15 protein-coding genes and 1 tRNA gene are annotated in these 18,267 nt (G+C 58.1%); 3 read left to right on the plus strand and 13 right to left on the minus strand.

Going from position 1 to position 18,267, the window contains the following annotated elements; genetic code table 11:
- Positions 1-14: 14 nt before the first annotated feature.
- The gene (locus CKW17_RS05545) at positions 15-1,664 is read right to left on the minus strand and encodes a phosphoethanolamine transferase (RefSeq protein ID WP_095119096.1); all 1,650 of its coding nucleotides are present in this window, start codon (positions 1,662-1,664) and stop codon (positions 15-17) included.
- Positions 1,665-2,069: 405 nt separating this feature from the next.
- Between CKW17_RS05545 and CKW17_RS05550 the strand changes: the two genes are divergently transcribed.
- Both CKW17_RS05550 and CKW17_RS05555 read left to right on the plus strand, forming a co-directional pair.
- A complete protein-coding gene (locus CKW17_RS05550) occupies positions 2,070-3,263 on the plus strand; it encodes a cyanate transporter (RefSeq protein WP_095119097.1) in 1,194 nt (397 codons plus the stop codon).
- A gap of 176 nt (positions 3,264-3,439) precedes the next feature.
- On the plus strand, positions 3,440-4,375 hold the full coding sequence (locus tag CKW17_RS05555) for a LysR family transcriptional regulator (protein WP_034153164.1): 936 nt from the start codon (positions 3,440-3,442) through the stop codon (positions 4,373-4,375).
- 3 nt (positions 4,376-4,378) lie between these two features.
- Here the strand turns inward: CKW17_RS05555 and CKW17_RS05560 are convergent, their stop codons facing one another.
- From CKW17_RS05560 to CKW17_RS05585, 6 genes are all read right to left on the minus strand, one after another.
- Complete coding sequence (locus tag CKW17_RS05560) at positions 4,379-4,744, minus strand: 5-carboxymethyl-2-hydroxymuconate Delta-isomerase (RefSeq protein WP_007911370.1); 366 nt, start codon at positions 4,742-4,744, stop codon at positions 4,379-4,381.
- Between the two features lie 165 nt (positions 4,745-4,909).
- Positions 4,910-5,830 carry a LysR substrate-binding domain-containing protein gene (locus CKW17_RS05565; protein ID WP_077571542.1) on the minus strand — a complete coding sequence of 307 codons (921 nt, stop codon included), beginning with the start codon at positions 5,828-5,830 and terminating at the stop codon, positions 4,910-4,912.
- An 86-nt stretch (positions 5,831-5,916) separates the two neighbouring features.
- The gene (locus tag CKW17_RS05570; RefSeq protein ID WP_095119098.1) at positions 5,917-8,013 is read right to left on the minus strand and encodes a DUF6311 domain-containing protein; all 2,097 of its coding nucleotides are present in this window, start codon (positions 8,011-8,013) and stop codon (positions 5,917-5,919) included.
- Positions 8,010-8,396, minus strand: coding sequence for a GtrA family protein (locus CKW17_RS05575; protein WP_095119099.1), 387 nt, complete (start codon positions 8,394-8,396; stop codon positions 8,010-8,012). Before CKW17_RS05575 ends, CKW17_RS05570 begins: the two co-directional genes overlap by 4 nt.
- Positions 8,393-9,103, minus strand: coding sequence for a bifunctional 2-polyprenyl-6-hydroxyphenol methylase/3-demethylubiquinol 3-O-methyltransferase UbiG (locus CKW17_RS05580; RefSeq protein ID WP_095119100.1), 711 nt, complete (start codon positions 9,101-9,103; stop codon positions 8,393-8,395). The genes CKW17_RS05575 and CKW17_RS05580 overlap by 4 nt, the downstream gene beginning before the upstream one ends.
- A 3-nt stretch (positions 9,104-9,106) precedes the next feature.
- Positions 9,107-10,072 carry a glycosyltransferase family 2 protein gene (locus CKW17_RS05585; RefSeq protein ID WP_095119101.1) on the minus strand — a complete coding sequence of 322 codons (966 nt, stop codon included), beginning with the start codon at positions 10,070-10,072 and terminating at the stop codon, positions 9,107-9,109.
- Positions 10,073-10,350: 278 nt separating this feature from the next.
- Here CKW17_RS05585 and CKW17_RS05590 point away from each other — a divergent pair, with 278 nt between their 5' ends.
- Positions 10,351-10,542 carry a DUF1508 domain-containing protein gene (locus CKW17_RS05590; protein WP_095119102.1) on the plus strand — a complete coding sequence of 64 codons (192 nt, stop codon included), beginning with the start codon at positions 10,351-10,353 and terminating at the stop codon, positions 10,540-10,542.
- A 117-nt stretch (positions 10,543-10,659) separates the two neighbouring features.
- Here CKW17_RS05590 and CKW17_RS05595 read toward each other — a convergent pair whose 3' ends face one another.
- The 6 genes from CKW17_RS05595 to dapA form a co-directional block, all read right to left on the minus strand.
- The gene (locus CKW17_RS05595) at positions 10,660-14,160 is read right to left on the minus strand and encodes a glycosyltransferase (RefSeq protein WP_095119103.1); all 3,501 of its coding nucleotides are present in this window, start codon (positions 14,158-14,160) and stop codon (positions 10,660-10,662) included.
- A 390-nt stretch (positions 14,161-14,550) separates the two neighbouring features.
- A tRNA-Ser gene (locus tag CKW17_RS05600) sits at positions 14,551-14,640 on the minus strand.
- Between the two features lie 83 nt (positions 14,641-14,723).
- On the minus strand, positions 14,724-15,437 hold the full coding sequence (gene purC / locus CKW17_RS05605) for a phosphoribosylaminoimidazolesuccinocarboxamide synthase (RefSeq protein ID WP_007911389.1): 714 nt from the start codon (positions 15,435-15,437) through the stop codon (positions 14,724-14,726).
- Between the two features lie 28 nt (positions 15,438-15,465).
- Entirely contained in the window at positions 15,466-16,227 is a 762-nt protein-coding gene (locus CKW17_RS05610) for an MBL fold metallo-hydrolase (RefSeq protein WP_095119104.1), read from the minus strand.
- A gap of 6 nt (positions 16,228-16,233) precedes the next feature.
- Positions 16,234-17,349 carry an outer membrane protein assembly factor BamC gene (gene bamC, locus CKW17_RS05615; protein ID WP_095119105.1) on the minus strand — a complete coding sequence of 372 codons (1,116 nt, stop codon included), beginning with the start codon at positions 17,347-17,349 and terminating at the stop codon, positions 16,234-16,236.
- A 17-nt stretch (positions 17,350-17,366) separates the two neighbouring features.
- Positions 17,367-18,245: a 4-hydroxy-tetrahydrodipicolinate synthase gene (gene dapA, locus CKW17_RS05620; protein WP_007911392.1), complete on the minus strand. Its 879-nt coding sequence runs from the start codon at positions 18,243-18,245 to the stop codon at positions 17,367-17,369.
- Positions 18,246-18,267 lie beyond the last annotated feature (22 nt).

Here is an 18,267-nt window from a genome sequence, read left to right on the forward strand (position 1 = left end):
GGAGCCGATTGGACTCAGTCCTTGGCGAGTACGCCGTCGATCACCGCACCACGGCAACCGGCAAACATGTCCAGACCCGGCTGATAGACCTTGCTCTTGACCTCGAGCAGGCCAAGCATCGAGTGGAACAGGTTGTCCTGGCTCAGCGGTTTGTCGCGGCTCATTTGCAGGCAATGGGTATCGACCGAATAGGCCTTTTGATAGCTGTCGCTGAACCACGCCAGCATCGCTACATGCTTTTGTTGCTCTGGCGCCAACATGTAAGGCGTACCGTGCAGGAACAAGTTGTATTCGCCCAGCGACTCGCCGTGGTCCGACAGATACAACATGGCGGTATCGACTTTGTCCTGATTGCTGCGCAATACATCGATCAGGCTCGATAGCACATGGTCGGTGTACACCAGCGTGTTGTCGTAACCGTTGACGATACTTTCACGGCTGCAATTGTTCAGCGCGTTACTTTCACAAACAGGCGTGAAGTGCTCGTATTCCTTCGGATAACGCTTGAAGTATTCCGGGCCATGGCTGCCCATCTGGTGCAAAACCAGCACGGTGTCCTTGTTTAGATGGTCGATAAAACTTTGCAGACCTTGCAGGAGGATTTCATCGCGGCACTCGTTGTTGGCACACAGTGCCGGATCTTTCAGGTTGCTCACATCTTGCAGAGTGACCCGATCGCAAGTGCCTTTGCAGCCCGACTGATTGTCGCGCCAGATCACATCGATGCCGGCACGCTTGAGCACGTCGAGCAGGCCCTCTTCATTTTTCGCCTTGCTCGCGTCGTAATCCTTGCGACCCATATTGGAGAACATGCACGGCACCGAAACAGCCGTTTCCGTACCGCAGGAGTGCACATCGGTAAAGGCGATCAACCCGGCTTCCTTGTCCAGTTGCGGGGTGGTGTCCCGGTCATAACCGAGGATGCCGAAGTTCTCCGCTCGGGCGCTTTCGCCCACGACCAGCACGGTCAGGGATCTACGCGGCTGAAGCTGCACTTCGGGATTGCGCCGGGCATCTTCGCCGATCTTGATGAACGGTTGCTGTGCCGAGACCACTTGCTCACGCAGGTAACCGGCCGAAGCGCCGATGTAGTTGCTGGGCACCAACATCAAACGAATTTCGTGGTGATTGCGAAACAGCGAGGACAGGCCCTGATAGTTGACCAATGCCACCGCGCCAATCACCGCGACCGAAACGACACTGACAATAACTTTGCTGATCAACTCGCGGTGCCAGCGACGATAGCTGACTGGCACTTTCCACAGTAACAAGGACGGTAAAACACCGAGCAACAGAATATAAGCAAACAACTTCCACGCGAGCAGGTCACGCACTTCCGTGGCATTGGTTTCGGCAAAGTTACGAAACATGCCGGCGTCGATCATGACGCCATATTGGCTCATGAAATAAGCCACACCGGCGCTGATCAGAAATATCAGCGTCAAGAGCGGTTTGAGCACTGGACGAAAAGCCAGAACCGTCAGCACGATGTTGAACGCGGCGAGGATCATCACCCCAAACGCCAAGCGCATGGCGAGGCCATTGCCATCGGCAGCGGTGATCTCGAACAGGTGCTGCCAGAGCACAACATTGCAGCCCAGTAAAAGAAAGGCACTGGCAATCAACGTCAGCCATTCCGGGCGCACGGCTTTTAACTTCAACATAGAAGGGGTCATTCCTGAAAAGACGAGCCTCGGTCAATGTTGGAAAATTCAATTGTGAAAATTTCATTAACTAAGGCATGACAAACTTTAAGCAGGCAACCATCAATTTTTTGTGAAAAAGACGCCAATGATTAGTTGGCTTATACCTTTATGCTGAAACTTGTGAAGTATTTGAGAATGGTTCAGGTTTTATTCAGTAAACAATGCGTCCCCTGTAGGAGCTGCCGCAGGCTGCGATCTTTTGATCTTGATCTTTAAAGCCAGATCAAAAAATCGCAGCCTCGTTGCACTCGACAGCTCCTACAGGGATCGGTATTTGATTTTTAAAAAGGGCTGTGGATTTTCTGGTTTGCCCGGCACAAGCGGTTCCGCGCCTAATCGTTGGCCCCGCTCAAAGGTCTGATGATGGAAAACCTCCGCGCCACCGCCCGCCCCGCTGTCTGGTTGATGTTCGCCATCATTCTCGTCGGGCTCAATTTGCGTCCGTCGATGGCGACGGTCGGCCCCCTACTGTCGGCCATTCGCGGCGATATCCCGCTGAGCTTCAGTGTCGCTTCTTTGCTGACCATGCTGCCGGTGACGGCCATGGGGCTGGCGATGTTTTTCGGCATTGGCATCAGTCAACGGCTGGGTGAGCAACGGACGGTATTGCTGTCGTTGCTGATCATTGGCCTGGCGACGCTGTCGCGACTGTTTATCGAATCGGCAGCCGAACTGATCGCCAGCGCCGTGCTGGCCGGCATCGGCATTGCACTGATTCAGGCGTTGATGCCGGCGCTGATCAAATCGCGCTTCGCCGACAACGTCGCGCTGTGCATGGGCTTGTACGTCACGTCGATCATGGGTGGCGCCGCGCTTGCCGCCTCGCTGGCGCCACTGGTGATGGTGCAAACCGGAAGCTGGCGCAGCGGTCTGGCCTTCTGGGCGATTCTGGCTTTACTCGCGATTGTGTTCTGGTGGCTCCAACGCCGCCAGCAACCCTCCACGGAAATGGCGGCAGCGAGGAAAGATTGGTTCTTAGGCAATTCCCGCGCCTGGTTACTGGCAATCTTCTTTGGTTTGGGGACAGCGTCCTACACCTGTGTTCTCGCCTGGCTCGCCCCGTACTACGTGGAAAAAGGCTGGAGCGAACAAAACGCCGGACTGCTGTTAGGTTTTCTGACGGCCATGGAGGTGATTTCCGGCCTGGTGGTTCCCGCTATCGCCAATCGCAGCCGCGATCGCCGCGTGATTCTGATGGCGTTACTGATGCTGATCATCGCCGGGTTTTGCGGCCTGATCCTCAGTCCACAACAGCTCAGCCTGCTGTGGCCGTGCCTGTTGGGGCTGGGCATTGGCGGTTTGTTTCCGATGAGCCTGATCGTCTCGCTCGATCATTTCGATAACCCGCAACGCGCCGGTGGCCTGACCGCGTTCGTGCAGGGCATCGGTTACTTGATCGCCGGCCTTTCGCCGCTGCTGGCCGGAATGATCCGCGATTGGCTTGGGAGTTTCGAATGGGCCTGGTGGTCGCTGACGGCTGTGATGGGGGTGATGCTGTTGATGGTGTGGCGCTTCGATCCCAGGCATTACGCCCGACACTTTCCCTCGTCGAGATAAAGGCTTCTGGCCACCTTACAACGGTTTTGTCGGCGACGTCGTGTTAGTAAAACTTTCTGTCCCACAACTGACCGTGAAACGTCCTACAGGGCTTTGTCCTGGCACCATCGTTCCGTTAGGATCGTTCGCACACGTTTGCGCGGATTCAGCGCAAGGAGCACAGCGAGACGGAACGGATGCTGAACAGTAACTTGCTACGAAAGCTCGACATGCAGGATCTCATGGTGTTTATCGCTGTTTATGAGCAAAGCAGCGTTACCGACGTGTCAGAAACCCTGTTCGTCAGCCAGTCCACCGTCAGTTACTGTTTGAAAAAACTGCGCACCAGTTTCGAAGACGAACTGTTTATCAATACCCGCACCGGCATGCGTCCGACCTACAAGGCCAGCACCATGTACGGCCATGTGCAGAAGATCCTCGAAAGCATCAACCTGTGCCACGCCGGCGCCCCCACGTTCGACCCGACCCAGCAAGCCGTCACCTTCAACATCTGCGCCCCGGAATACTTCGAGCAACTGATCCTGCCGCGCCTGCTCAAGCGTTTCGATTTCGATGATTTGCCGGTGATGGTCAACATGCACAAGTTCGAGACCGACGTCCCGGCGGATGAGTTGCGCGACGGCAGCCTCGATCTGGTGATCAGCTTCGGCCCCAACTTCCACCGCCATCACACCGACCTGAAATCACGGATGTTGCTGGAGGATGATCTGGTCTGTGTCTTCGACAAACGTGCCACGCCACTGGAACCGCGCTTGAGTCTGCAGGCCTTTACCGAACGCCGGCATGTGTTCCCGACACCGTGGACGTCGACCACCAACATGGTCGATGGCTGGCTGGCGCGACAGGCGCAGAAGCGCCAGATCGTCGCGCGCTCGAACAGCTACAGTGCGGCATTGAAAATGATCACCGGGACCGACTTCATCCTCACCCTGCCCCGCCGTATCCAGCGTTTGCTGACCAACGAGGCGGTGTTCAATCACTGCGAGGCGCCAAACGGCTTGCCAGGCTTCACCCTCGACATGCAGTGGAGCCAGAGCGTGGATCAGGACAGCGCCAACCTGTGGTTGCGCGAGCAGGTGGTCAAGGTGTGCAGCGAACTTGAAGCGGCCTGAGTCCTACACACCAATCGCGGTTTTGCTATAGGACTCGCGATCCATGTCGACCAGCTCAACGCACAGCTGCACCTCGACACCGGCCGGCCATTCGCACAGGTCCTGCAAGACCGCCAACAGGCTCTCTGACAACTGCTTCTTGATCTGCGGCGAACGTCCGCTGAGCAGCGCCAGCTTCACATAGACGAAGGCGCGCTCGGCCATGGCGGTACCGACCTTGAAGGTCTCGACTTTCACCGCACGACTTTTGATATCGAACTCCGCCGCGAACTGACCGGAGCCCACCAGCGTGTTGTTGAGGCGGATCAACGCGACGTCGGCGTTCAACTGTGGCAGGTTGGCGGTGTATTCCATGTGCAGGTGTGGCATTGCATATCCCCAGTCAGTTGGCAGAAAGGTCGTACATATAGCACATGCGGCTCATCACCAATCCCTGTAGGAGCTGTCGAGTGAAACGAGGCTGCGATCTTTTGATCGTGAGATTTGAAGATCAAAAGATCGCAGCGTGCCGCAGCTCCTACACGGTGTCATGGCTCAGGCTGCGGTCAATGGCCGTTCACTCATGAATTGCTCCAGCCGCGAACGCAACCAGCGCTCAGCCGGATCGCTGTCCACATGACTGAGCCAGACCATCGACAAATCCAGCGTTGGCGTCTTGAACGGAAACGGTTCCTTGAACAGTAATCCGGAAGTGGCCATGGCCGCCGCAGTGTAATCCGGCAGGCTGGCAATCAGATCAGTACCGGCCAGCAGCGCTGGTAAAGCACTGTATTGCGGCACCGACAGCACCACTTGGCGCGTGCGCCCCAGCTCCGCCAGCCACTCATCGGCGAAACCACTGACGTTGGCCGTGTGCGAAACCAGCACATGCGGACGTGCGCAATATTCATCCAGCGTCAGCGGCGTATCGCTGGCGTCGGCACGCAGGATGCTCGGCTGAATATGCCGCAGCAGTTTGCGCTTGGCATTGGCCGGCAGACCTCGGGTCTGGCTGATGCCGACAGTAATGTCGCCAGCGGCGAGCAGATCGGGAATCCGCCAGTAATCGACGTGTTGCACCACGAACACCACGTTCGGTGCCTCCTGACGCAGTGCACGCAATAGCGGCGGCAACAGGCCGAACTCGACGTCATCGGACAGGCCGATACGGAAAGTCATGGTACTGACCGCTGGATCGAAATCGCGGGTCAGGCTCAGCGCCACGGATAGCGAATCCAGCGCCGGCTTGAGATGGCGAAAGATATCTTCGGCACGGGCCGTCGGTTCCATGCGATGGCCGACGCGGATGAACAGCGGATCGTTGAGCATCGTCCGCAAGCGGTTGAGCGCCGAGCTGATGGTCGGCTGGCCGAGAAACAGCTTCTCGGCCGCCCGGGTCACATTGCGTTCCAGCATCAAGGTTTCGAACACCACCATCAGGTTGATGTCGGCTTTGCGTAGTTCATTGCGGTTCATCCATTGCCCCCTGCTCCCCGGAATACGGGCAGTGTAGAAAGGCCTTGGGCCCGGCGTCCATCAACCTTTGCACGGCCGGCCGAGCCTCAGCGAACGGTCAGCGATTTCAGCCCCAGCCCCATCACCCGAGCATCATCGTTCAACCCCAGATTGCGTGGACTGGTGGCATCGGGCAAATGCACCTGGATCGTCACGACCCGGCCATCGACCAGCGTTTCGCGGACAGCCGGGTTGAGCGGAATTTCCAGCAGATTGCCCTGAACCTGCGTCAGGCGAGTCGACAAGACTTCAATGCCATTGACACTGACGATGACCCGTTGAGTCAGTTTGGGCGGCATGACGAAAGCCAGCACGTCGATGACAATCGAGCGGGTATCTGGCGCCACACGCAGCGCGATTTCGGCGTCTTGCCCTTCACTCCAGGTGCCCCACGCTTCCGGAGCGGCCCAGCCTTTGACCAACTGCCGGCTCTTGCGATTGAACGCTTGCACCAGGCCGGGCTGGCTCAACGGAACAGCTGACATCGAGCGCCCCTCATCGACCATCGCCACACATTGATCACAGCGCTTCCAGCCTGGGGCCAATACGACAAAGTCATCGACCCGGGTCAGCAGATCGGTATCGCTATGAACATTCTGGATGGCCAGGTCCAGCGAATCATCGTCGAGGATGTACAGCGAATCGGCTTCGTATTGTCCGGCACTCAGCCGGCGTTGCGCGTCACGCTGAGCCTCTTCGAGCGCCTTGGGGCTCATGCGCCCCATATAAACTGCATCGGTCTTCAAACCATGAGCCGCGGCAAAATCGGCTAGGACCTGCCACTGATCCGACTGGTTTTTGGGGATCAACGCACGGATATTCTTGTAGTGAGCGGCCGCACTGTTCCAGAACGGATCGTGCATCGGGCTGGCCCAGGCCGAAGTTTGCGGGACCATTTTTGTCGCTCTCAACCCCGCCCAGGCAATTCGCGTGTCGACGATCTGGGTCGTCAGCGCCAGCGCCAGCAGCCCCATGGCGAACGCCGGTCGATAGCCACGCACCACCAGAAACGTAACCAGTAAAACGATGGCATAGAACACCGGCCAGAACATCCGGCCCGAGGCACGGAAGATACTCGCCAGCCCCTCAACGGTTTTCGGCAGCGGATAACTGAACGTGTGAGCGCCCAGGCCAATTTGATTGGACAAGGCAAATACCGTCAGCCCGAGCATCGCCAACATTAGCCATGGCCAACGGCTCAGCAACGCCTTGACGCGAATATTGCTGCGCAGCATGGCAAAACCCGCGGCGGGCACCAGCAACAGCACCCCAAGGCCCAAATAGTTGAAGCCCTCGTAGTCGCCGCCGCCCGTCGCGAAGCTTGGCAGTACGTATGACCACCCCTCAGCGTCGAACAGGGATATCAGATTCATCCGATACCAACCGAAACCGCCACCACCGGCGCCGTCGACAATGCTGAAATAACCCGCCTGCCAGCAACATACGCTGACCAGGGCAAACAGACTGCCGAACTCTATCAGCCCCTGCCGACGAGTCAGAGTGCCGAGCATGACTTTGCCAAACAGATCGGCTATCCAGATCAAAGCCACCATGACCAACAGGTAGGCATGCACCAGCGCGGTGGCTGCAAGCAAGGCGCCCCATGCCAGTCGCCGTCGCGTCAGCGCCGGATGCAAGGCCAGATACAGAGCAGCCAGGATCAGAAAGTGGCCGGCCAGAGAAAGATGCCCACCGGTACGCACAAACATCGGCGGCGAAAACACCAGCAGACCGGTGCCCAACAGGCGCAGCACGGGGTTGTCGCTGATGAGTCCGAGCAGCTTCCAGGCAAACCACGCTTGCAGGACAAAACAGGCCAGCAACCAAAAGCCGAAATACTGGAACGTTTCCGGTAACCAGCCATTGAACGGTTTGAACAACAGTGCCAGCAGTGGATTGGAGTCAGAAAAAATGATCGCACTGCCCAACTCCAGTCCATAAGAAGGGTTGAGCCCGAGCGGAAACGTCCAGGGCGAGTGCCGGAAATACACCCAGCCCAAGTAATGCGTCGCCGGGTCACCGTCCTTCAGCCAAGCGATGTTCTGCGGATCCAGGGCGCGCGGGCCGATCACCAGAAAAAACGCCAGCACACCGAGCAACAATGGCAGCAGCGCGAGGGCCGGATGCTTGTTCAATGCCCTCATCGGTACGTCCAGAAGTTGTGCAGTACGAAGGTGAATGCCGGGATCGTCAGCGCCACCGCGCCGATGCCCAGCAAATAGTGGAGGCCGGCCATTTGCGCAGCCCAGGCGACAAACATCGCCAGAAAAAAACCACCGACCGAAACCAGCAGAAACCGCACCAGGGTCCGCCCATGCAAGCGGGCCGAGAAGCTCCAGGTGGTGTTGATCACATACGACACCACTGTCGCCACGGCGAACGCCACACCGTTGGCGAGGGGCGGCGGCGCACTGATGAAATGGATAAACAGCACCGCGACCAACGCATGCAAAGCGGTGACGAACACACCGGTCACGGCAAAACGCAAACCCCGCTGGATCAACGCTGATTTTTCAGCTGAGGTCACGGTTTTTGCGCCAGCACAAAAACGCTCAAACCTGCCAGACGGTTCATACCCATCAACGGTAATTCAAGGCTGCAAAGTGTCTTGAGCAACGTATTCACCAGCGGATGATGGCGCTTGAGTTGCGAACGCGGTGGCTGGGTTTGTGCGCCTTGCGGCAACAAGCGCAACGCCGCCGCAATCGGAAACACCGCGCCGAAATAATACGCACCGCGCTGCACCGACAAACCGGCAGCGCGCGCCAGTGTTTCGAACTGCGCCAGGGTGTAGCGGCGCTTGTGCTCGAGAAAATCATCGTGCCCGCTCCACAAGAACTGGAACGCCGGCACGGTCATCAGAAAGCGGCTGCCCGATGGCACCTTATCGACATACATCTTGAGCAGACCGAGGTCGTCATCGACATGCTCCAGCACGTCCATCAACAGCACCAGATCGGCATCGATGGTTTCAATTGCGCGACGGTAATGCACGGGTTTGCCGGCGGTGGTGGCGCTGGAGTCGGCGCTATAGCTGATATCCACGCACCACGCTTCGCGTGCATCGGTATGCGTCAGCAAGTGGTGGGAGAAAAACCCCGAGCCGGCGCCGACATCGAGGATTCGGCCGATGGCTGCATCTCCCAGCAAACGCCGGGTGGCCGCGGCTTTCGAGCAGTAATACCAATGCTCGTTGATGCTGTCGCCGAGGATGTCGGTTTCCTTGAGATCCATGAATCAGTCCTTGGAGTCGTAGACGCGACGCACCAGAAAAACCGGTCGGCGTTTGGATTCGATATACGTGCGGCCCAGGTACTCACCGAGCACCCCGATGCCGATCAATTGCAACCCGCCGAGAAAGGTCACGGCCACCATCAGCGAGGCGTAACCGGGCATGTCGACACCGTGAATCAGCGTGCGCACCACAATGAAGATGGCGAAAGCAAAAGACACCAGCGACACCAGCGCGCCGACATACGTCCAGATCCGCAGCGGCTCGGTGCTGAAACTGGTGATGCCTTCCAACGCAAAATTCCACAGGCGCCAGCCGTTGAACTTGCTCTGCCCCGCCACCCGCTCCGGGCGTTCGTAATCGACGTGGGTGGTGCGAAACCCGACCCAGGCGAACAAGCCTTTCATAAAGCGCCGGGATTCGGGCAGCGTCAGCAACGCATCGACGACGCAGCGATCCATCAGACGAAAATCGCCGACGTTTTCAGGTAAAGGTTGTTCGGCAATTTTGTTGTGCAAGCGATAGAACCAGTGGGCCGACGTCTGCTTGGCCCAGGTGTCGCTGCGACGGCTGATGCGATGACCGAGCACCACCTCAAAGCCTTCTCGCCAGCGCTCGATCATCTGCAGGATGACTTCGGGCGGGTCCTGCAGGTCAGCATCGATCGGGACCACGATCTGCCCGGTCGCGGTCTGCAAACCAGCGGACAACGCCGCTTCCTTGCCGAAGTTGCGGCTCAGGTCGACGATGCGCAGGCGTGCATCGTGTCGCTGATGTTCGAGCAGGCGTTCGAGCGTGGCATCGGTGCTGCCGTCGTTGACGAACACCAACTCAAGATCGATCAACGTCTGCGTCTTGAAGACTTCATTGATGCGCCGCAAAAACGTGTCGAGGCTGTCCTCCTCGTTAAAAACGGGGACCACCAGCGATAACGTCACCTGCCTGTGCTGTTGCGTTCCGTGCTCAGTCAAAAGGAATGCTCTTTTTATAGTGTTTGTCGGTCGTCGAACGATATTCGACGCCATGAGCCGTCCCGTATTAAGCAGCAGCGTCGACGGTGTTGCAAGGCGCAGACGGCGTCATTTTGGCCAATCCACAGGCCTATTGCTGCGCTCTAGCCCGTGCCCTTCAGAAACATCCGCGAACGATTGGAAACAAATGTCCGATAGCCAAAAAAACCGTCTGCGCTAGGCTTGCGAGCATGCGCCACACAGGCTGTCGCACAAATGAATCGCATGGAGCGAAACGAATGTATTTCGAGATTTACAGGCAATCCAGAGGCACCCCGAGCACCGGCAAAGGGCAATGGCGCTGGAGATTGCGGGCGGGTAACCACGAGACCATCGCCAGCGGCGAGTCGTATGTGAACAAGGCGGATTGTTTGCACGTGATCGGGTTGATCAAGGCTGTGCAGGGGGAGACTCCGATCAAGGAGATCTAACCGCTCAGCACGATCCTGCAGATATGAAAAAGCCCCACAGTTTCAAGGCTGTGAGGCTTTTTTTCGGGCCGGTATCGAAAGACATTGAAGAAGCAGCGCGCAACGCTGGCCTCTTGTTCAGTCCGCCAGCCAGGCGTTTCGCCACGCCAACAGATGTTCGTCCTTGAGCATCCAGTGATCGAGTACAACGCTGCGCAGGGCGTCTCCAGCCTTGGCGCTGGCATCGTGCTCAGCAAGATGTTCGCGAATAGCGGCAATCCAGTCTTGCGAACGGTTCCTGACTCTCGTCACCGGGAAATCACCACGATAACAAAGGATGTCCGAGCAGATCACGGGGAAACCACAAGCGCCATATTCCAACAAGCGCAAATTGCTTTTGCAGGCGTTGAAAAAGTTGTCTTTCAGAGGTGCCAAAGCCAGGTCCAGGTTCAGGCCGGCCAGTCTTTGCGGGTACTTTTCAATACTCACCCCCCTATGGAACTCATGGACATAAGGCCGCAGTGCTGGTGGGCACATCCCCATGAACACCCATTCAACCTCCCCTTCCAGCGCACGAACCACTTCGGCAAGGACTTGCAGATCGGCGCTGTGACTCGAGCCGCCGGCCCAGCCAACCCGAGGCTTGCGACCTTGTTGGCGACGGCTGGTCAGGTCGCTCCACCAATGGCTCGGCAGGCGGTTTTCCATCACCCGGATGTCGGCGTTGAAACCCTTCAGCGCATTGGCCAGCGGCTCGGTCGACACCACCAACCGATCGCACAGCCCTACGGCTTTCTTCAAGCGTTTGGTGATGTCTTTGGGAAGCAATTCGTGGTTCAAGTTGCCAGCGGGCACGTCAAGAATATAGTCATCCAGCTCGTAAACCTTGAACGCCCTGGAGAATGCCTTGGTGTCCTGCATGTACTCCAGATGAGGCGTTGTGTGCTGCCCCTGGAAAATAATCGTGTCCGGCGCAATGCGCTCCAGTTCTGTCGGTTGCAGCCCCTCGTCGCTCACCGCTCCGCCGATCAGCTGCGCGGCTTTCAGGGCAGCGAAAGGCTGACGCACGCGGTAGTGCCCACTGCCGAAAGAGTCGACGGGATGACACAGCACGTGAGGCAACTCACGACTGGCAAACGGGTGCCAGTCGGTATCGGTGCGGTATTTGGAGGAGAAACCGCTGCCCTCCAGGGTCAGGTTGCGGTTGTAGGCTGGATCGTTGGCGATTTGCCCAAGCCAGCGCTGGTACATCACCGACTGCTCGCCCTTGAACCTTTTACGCTTGGCTTCTTCCTTGGTCGTGTCGACGTTGTTCTGGCTCACACTGGCTTCGTGAACGAGCAGCGCATAAGGCGTCCAGACAATCAACCGCCCGGCCTGGCCGACTTTCAGGCACAGATCCACATCGTTATAGGAAACGGCCAGGTCGACCTCGTCCATTCCACCCACTTGCTGGTACAGCTCGGTGCTGATCATCAGGCAGGCGGCGGTGACCGCGCTGTAGTTTTGATCAAGATGCAAGCGGTGAAGGTAGCCGTTGGACTGCATTGAATCGCCGATAAACGGGTGGTCTGCAACGCCACGCAACCCGAGTACCACGCCTGCATGCTGAACAGTCCCGTCGAGGAATAACAGCTTGGCGCCGACTACCCCCACTTCTGGCCGCTGGGCGTGATGGAGCATCGCACCAAGCCAGTCGCCATCAATGACCACCGTGTCATTGTTGAGCAGCACCAGGTAATCGCCGCGGGCATGGTTGACGGCAAAATTATTGATCGCCGAATAGTTGAACGGATGCGGATAACGCAGAATGCGCACCTTGGGATTGTTCAACAGCTCCATACCGTTGAACCAGTCCCGGGCTTCTTCGGTTTCGCTGTTGTTGTCGACGATGATCAGTTCGTAATTCGTATAGCTGGTTTTCTCCATGATGCTTTCGATGCAGCGCAGCAGCATCGGCAGGCAGTCCTTGGTGGGAATCAGGATCGAGACCAGCGGTTGTTCCGCATGTTGGTAGACCACACGGTTGGCCATTGGCAAAGGTCCGGCCTGCAGCTCATGAGCCACGCCCAGGCGCTGCAAGTGCGCCCCGACGATGGCAGCCGAGTTCGCGATGACTTGGGGTTCACCGAGCCACTGGGGGAAATTGATGGCCTGGTGCACCAGCACATCCGCGAGATGCCCGACAGTGCCCAGACCGTGATTTTCAATCAGCCGGAAAAGCAAATCATGGGGCGCCAGTTCGCTGAAGGCGGGATCAAAGCCGTCAGCAGACAGCGCGGCCTCGCGACTGAAAGCCAGTGCGCGGCCGACATACGGATAACTGCGCAACATATCCAGATTCAAATCCGGCTTGAATACCGGACTCTGGCAGCCTTCCGCGGTCAGTGAATCTTCATCGCTGTAGCAAGCGCTGACACCGGGATTGAGAGCGATGCCTTCGGCGAGCAAAAGCAGCGCATGGGGATCCAGTTCGTCTCCTCCGCGCAACAGATACCACCAGTCAACGTCGATCTCCTGCAACAGTTCATTGAGCTGGCTCGGCCAGGATTCGGCCAACGGCAGCCAGACCAGATTATCGGCTGGCGTCACGCCTACAGGTTCGGCATTGGACAGCACCACGATGGCCGCCGCCCGATAAAGCTGGCGGTCGATGCTTGCCAGGCTGGAACGCAACAGTCCGATATCACCCGTCGTGTCGGTCAACACCAACAACACATCCGGTTGCCGCGGCCAGCTCGCCAGTCGCGCGGGCAAACCTTCGACCTCGACGGCGGCCAGTTGCCGACTCGCCAGCCAGCGCTGATAAAGGTCGATATTGCGCTGCTGACGGCCAACATTCGCCAGAACGCCGAAGTACCGCTCTAACGTGTGTGCCAGAGTACCGTCGAGCTGGCCACATTCGATTTCGAAATCGCTGCCCGTCAGTTGAATCCGCTCCAGAGGCGTAAACACTTCAATGCGCGCAAAGAACATGGTGCCGGCAAAATAATCCGCCTCATTGATGCCTTGCGGATCAATGCCGCCACGCTCGGCCAAGGTGACAAGCAACGCACGGTTGCTTTCGCTGAGGAATCGGGTGACTGGCACCAGGTATCGCTGAGGACCCAGCATTGGAACGTGCACCGGGTCGGCAAGGTGTTCCAGCGCTCGACTGAATCGTACCGGGCCCAGCAGATCATCGAATAGTTCAACGCCCCAATCGATCTCCCCGCCCAAGTGCAGCGAACGCTTGGTGTGCAGCTTGACCAGGGTGCGGATGTTATCGGCACGCAAGAACGGCAGCACCCGCAGAAACGGCAAAACGTCCCTGCCGTGGTTCGGCACCCGGTATAGCGAAAAACTCAATGTGCTGGCCGTCAGCTGAGCACAGATCTCATCTTCACACCCGGCTACGCAGGTCACGTAGAGATGCAGGCGTTCAGAAAGTTTAATCAAACGGCGCAGGATACCTTTCAGCACTTCGGGGTAAAACGCATGGATGACCACGCCGACTGGCGGCTCGCCATCCTCGAATGCTGGCAACTGCGCAACCAGCACTTCGCACTCTTCGACCTGGGAAACGGCGCCGCTGGCTGACTTGACGGACTGAAGTTCAGATACGCGGTGAGCACCTTGGGCTGATGGTGGAATTATCATATTCAAACCAATTCAAATAGGGAGCGAGGCTGGAACTCGCTGGATGCGCCTTTCACGGCGAGGTGAGCAAGTATCCACTTTAGTGAGAGCGCTGGCCTGATGGCTGGGCAGAGGATAAACGATGACAGGTGTGATCTGGCGGCCGATCGCTCGCCAATAATGACAGCCCTCTACTCTGCGAACGCTGCTTTAAATGGGCCGGCGAGTCCTGTGAGCGTCGTATCTCTAATGTCGGCAGAGGCTGTATTTACTTAAATTGCCTCGCCCCAACGACCTCACCGCGCAAGACGCGCTTCAGCGCTTCAGCGCCTCCGCTATCGCCACGAATACCGGATTCGCAGAAACGAAAAAGCCCCGTAGATTTTCATCTACGGGGCTTTTTCTATGTAATGGCGGAGAGATAGGGATTCGAACCCTAGGTACCGGTGAAGGTACAACGGATTTCGAATCCGTCCCATTCGGCCACTCTGGCATCTCTCCAACGGCGCGCATCATAACAACACTTTTACCGAAAGCAAACCCTCTTTCGAAAATTTCTTCGTGCTATCAGATGCTTGCGTCGATTAAAGCGGTACGCCCAGACGATTGGCGACTTCTTCGTAAGCTTCGATGACGTCACCGAGGCCCTGACGGAAGCGGTCCTTGTCCATCTTCTTCTTGGTGTCCTTGTCCCACAGACGGCAGCCGTCCGGGCTGAACTCGTCACCGAGGACGATCGAGCCGTCGCTGAACACGCCGAATTCAAGCTTGAAGTCGACCAGCAGCAGGCCGGCGTCGTCGAACAGCTTGGTCAGCACTTCGTTGACCTTGAGCGACAGTTCTTTCATGCGAACCAGTTGCTCGGCGGTGCCCCAGCCGAATGCCACAACGTGGGATTCGTTGATGAACGGGTCGCCCTTGGCGTCGTCCTTCAGGAACAGTTCGAACGTGTACGGGTTGAGCTTCAGGCCTTCTTCAACGCCCAGACGCTTGACCAGGCTGCCAGCGGCGTAGTTACGCACGACGCACTCGACCGGGATCATGTCGAGCTTCTTGACCAGCACTTCGTTGTCGGCCAGCAGTTTGTCGAATTGGGTCGGTACGCCGGCCGCTTCGAGTTTCTGCATGATGAAGGCGTTGAACTTGTTGTTGACCATGCCTTTGCGGTCGAGCTGCTCGATGCGCTTGCCGTCGAACGCCGAGGTGTCGTTGCGAAACAGCAGGATCAAGCGGTCAGCGTCGTCGGTCTTGTAAACCGATTTGGCTTTGCCGCGGTAGAGTTCTTCACGTTTTTCCATGATGGGCTCCGCTTGCTAAGTAGGTGGGCTAGGCGATGTGGCGCCAGTCGAGCCCTGAATCTTGATCGGCCAGTTGCAGCCAGTCCGGGTCGCACCCGAGGGTGTCGACAAAACATTGCCGGGCCAGCTGCGGCAGGTTGTTCTTGCTGCTCAGATGGGCCAGGACCAGGTGTTGCAAACCCTGCCAACCCAACTCGGACACCAGGAATGCCGCCTGATGGTTGTTCAAATGTCCCAGCTCGCCGCCCACCCGCTGCTTGAGAAAGTACGGGTAGTGACCACGGGCCAGCATGTCACGACAATGGTTGGACTCGATCATCAACGCATCGAGATCCCGATAACCGTCCAGCACCCGCTCGCAGTAGGAACCCAGGTCGGTCAGCAGGCCGAAGCGCCGCTGCTGGTGATCACTGAAGACATACTGGGTCGGTTCCTGCGCATCATGAGCCACGGCAATGACCCCGATGTTCAGTGCACCGATCTGCAGTTGCTCGCCGCCAGCCAGGAAGCCTGCGGGTTCAATCGGTTTGCGCATCCCGCGCAGTGTGCCGCGACTGAGGTAGACCGGTAGATTGTAGCGCCGAGACAGCAAACCCACGCCATGCACGTGGTCGGCATGTTCGTGGGTTACGAGTATCGCGCTCAGTTGCGCCGGGTTCACACCCAGGCGCAACAGGCGTTTTTCGGTTTCCCGCAGGGAAAAACCACAATCCACCAGCACATACGTATCAGCACTGGCGATCAGCGTGCCGTTCCCTTGGCTACCGCTGCCGAGAACGGCAAAACGCATGATTGATCAGCCCAGGTTGTCCTGAATCACGCTCAACACTTTGCGTGCCACTTCGGCCGGCGCGACGGTGTTGATGTTTTTCTCGACGGTCACCTGGATGTTCTCGCCAACCTTGCTCAGGCGAACCTGATAACGCTCGGCACGGGATTCAACTTCTTCCTTGGTCGGCGCACTGCCGAACAGGCTGCTGAAGAAACCAGGCTTGTCGTCTTTCTTCTCGGCTTTTTCGGCCAGGTTGATGTAGTACAGGCCAAGGCTGCGGTTGATGTCTTCAACGCGCCATTCGCCTTGTTCCAGTGCACGGCCAACGCTCGACCAGGCACGGTCCAGATCGGTACCGACGTTCAACACCGGGTTGCCGCTGCCGTCTTCGCTGAGGCTGACACGGCTCGGCGTATCGAAATCACGCGAAGCCAGCATCGACACCGAACCACCCTTTTCGGAGATACGGCTCATGCTTGCGAGCATGTCGTCGACCAGGGCGGCATCCAGGCCAGTGTTGACCGAACGATTGGTGAAGGCCACATCGGCAGTGCTACCGGCAGGACGCTCGGCGCTGACCACGTAGATTTCACTGGTGTTGCGCTGCACGCCCGGCTCGATGCGCACACGCACGCGGGTTTCGCTGTCGCTGGCGATACCGGCTGCGCTGAGGCGCTTGGCCATGGCGGCGGACAGCTCGTCGGAATGCTGCCAGGTGGTGGTGAATTCACCGGTTTGCGGGCGCTGTTCATCCAGACGGAAGCCGTTGTCCTGGAAGAACTGCACAGCCACTGGCCAGACTTCGGCCGGTGGGTGCTGGGCCACGACCCAACGCGAATCACCGCTCTTCTGCAGCGAGTAATCGCTGGCATCGGCAACGGCCGACAGCGGCTGAGGACGCGGAACAATGTATTCGCCCTTGGCGGTGTCATCAGCGACGTTGCGCGGGATCGGCAGCAGCGGATCCAGACGCTTGGAGGTGCTGACATCCGGTGGCAGTTGCATCGGTGCAGTCTGTTGCGCTTCCAGGTAATCGCTACCACGGTCACGGAAATAACCTTCCGGGCCCCAGACCCATCCGCAGCCACTGGTGCTGGAGATAATCAAGGCAAGTGCGGAAAGTCCGGCCATTCGCTTCATGCGTTGTACTTCCTCAATTAAACCAGGACGCTGCACTGGCGCAGGGCCGAGCGCAGCGTTTCATGACAAGGTGTGCTCAGCCAGGTCAGTGGCAGGCGGATGCCTTCGTGCATCAGGCCCATTTCAACCAAAGCCCACTTCACCGGAATCGGGTTGGCTTCGATGAACAGGTCTTTGTGCAGCGGCATCAGTTTTTCGTTGATCGCCCGTGCGGTGTCGGCGTCGCCCTTGAGCGCGGCCTCGCACAGATCAGCCATTTCGCGCGGAGCGACGTTGGCAGTCACGGAGATGTTGCCTTTGCCACCCAGCAGGATCAGCTCAACGGCGGTCGGATCATCGCCGGACAGCACGATGAAATCCTTGCTCACGCCATCGATGATCGCTTTGGCACGTTTGAGGTCGCCGGTGGCTTCCTTGATACCGATGATGTTCGGCACGGTGGACAGGCGAATCACGGTCTCGGCCTGCATGTCGCACGACGTGCGGCCAGGAACGTTATAGAGAATCTGTGGAATGTCGACAGACTCGGCGATGTGTTTGAAGTGCTGGTACAAGCCTTCCTGAGTCGGCTTGTTGTAGTACGGAACAACCAGCAGGCAGGCATCGGCGCCGGCTTCCTTGGCGTTGCGGGTCAGCTCGACGGCTTCGCGGGTCGAGTTGGCGCCAGTGCCGGCGATGACCGGAATACGCCCGGCAACCTGTTTGACCACGGCCTTGATGACGGCGATGTGCTCTTCTACATCAAGAGTTGCCGACTCGCCGGTAGTGCCGACCGCGACAATGGCATGGGTGCCGTTCTTGAGATGGAAGTCCACGAGTTTGCTGAGGCTGTCCCAGTCAAGACGCCCTTGTGCATCCATGGGAGTGACCAGTGCCACCATACTGCCCGCAATCATGAAACCGCTCCTGCCGGAAAAA

The organism is Pseudomonas sp. Irchel s3f10 (assembly GCF_900187515.1).
Classification (GTDB): domain Bacteria; phylum Pseudomonadota; class Gammaproteobacteria; order Pseudomonadales; family Pseudomonadaceae; genus Aquipseudomonas; species Aquipseudomonas tensinigenes.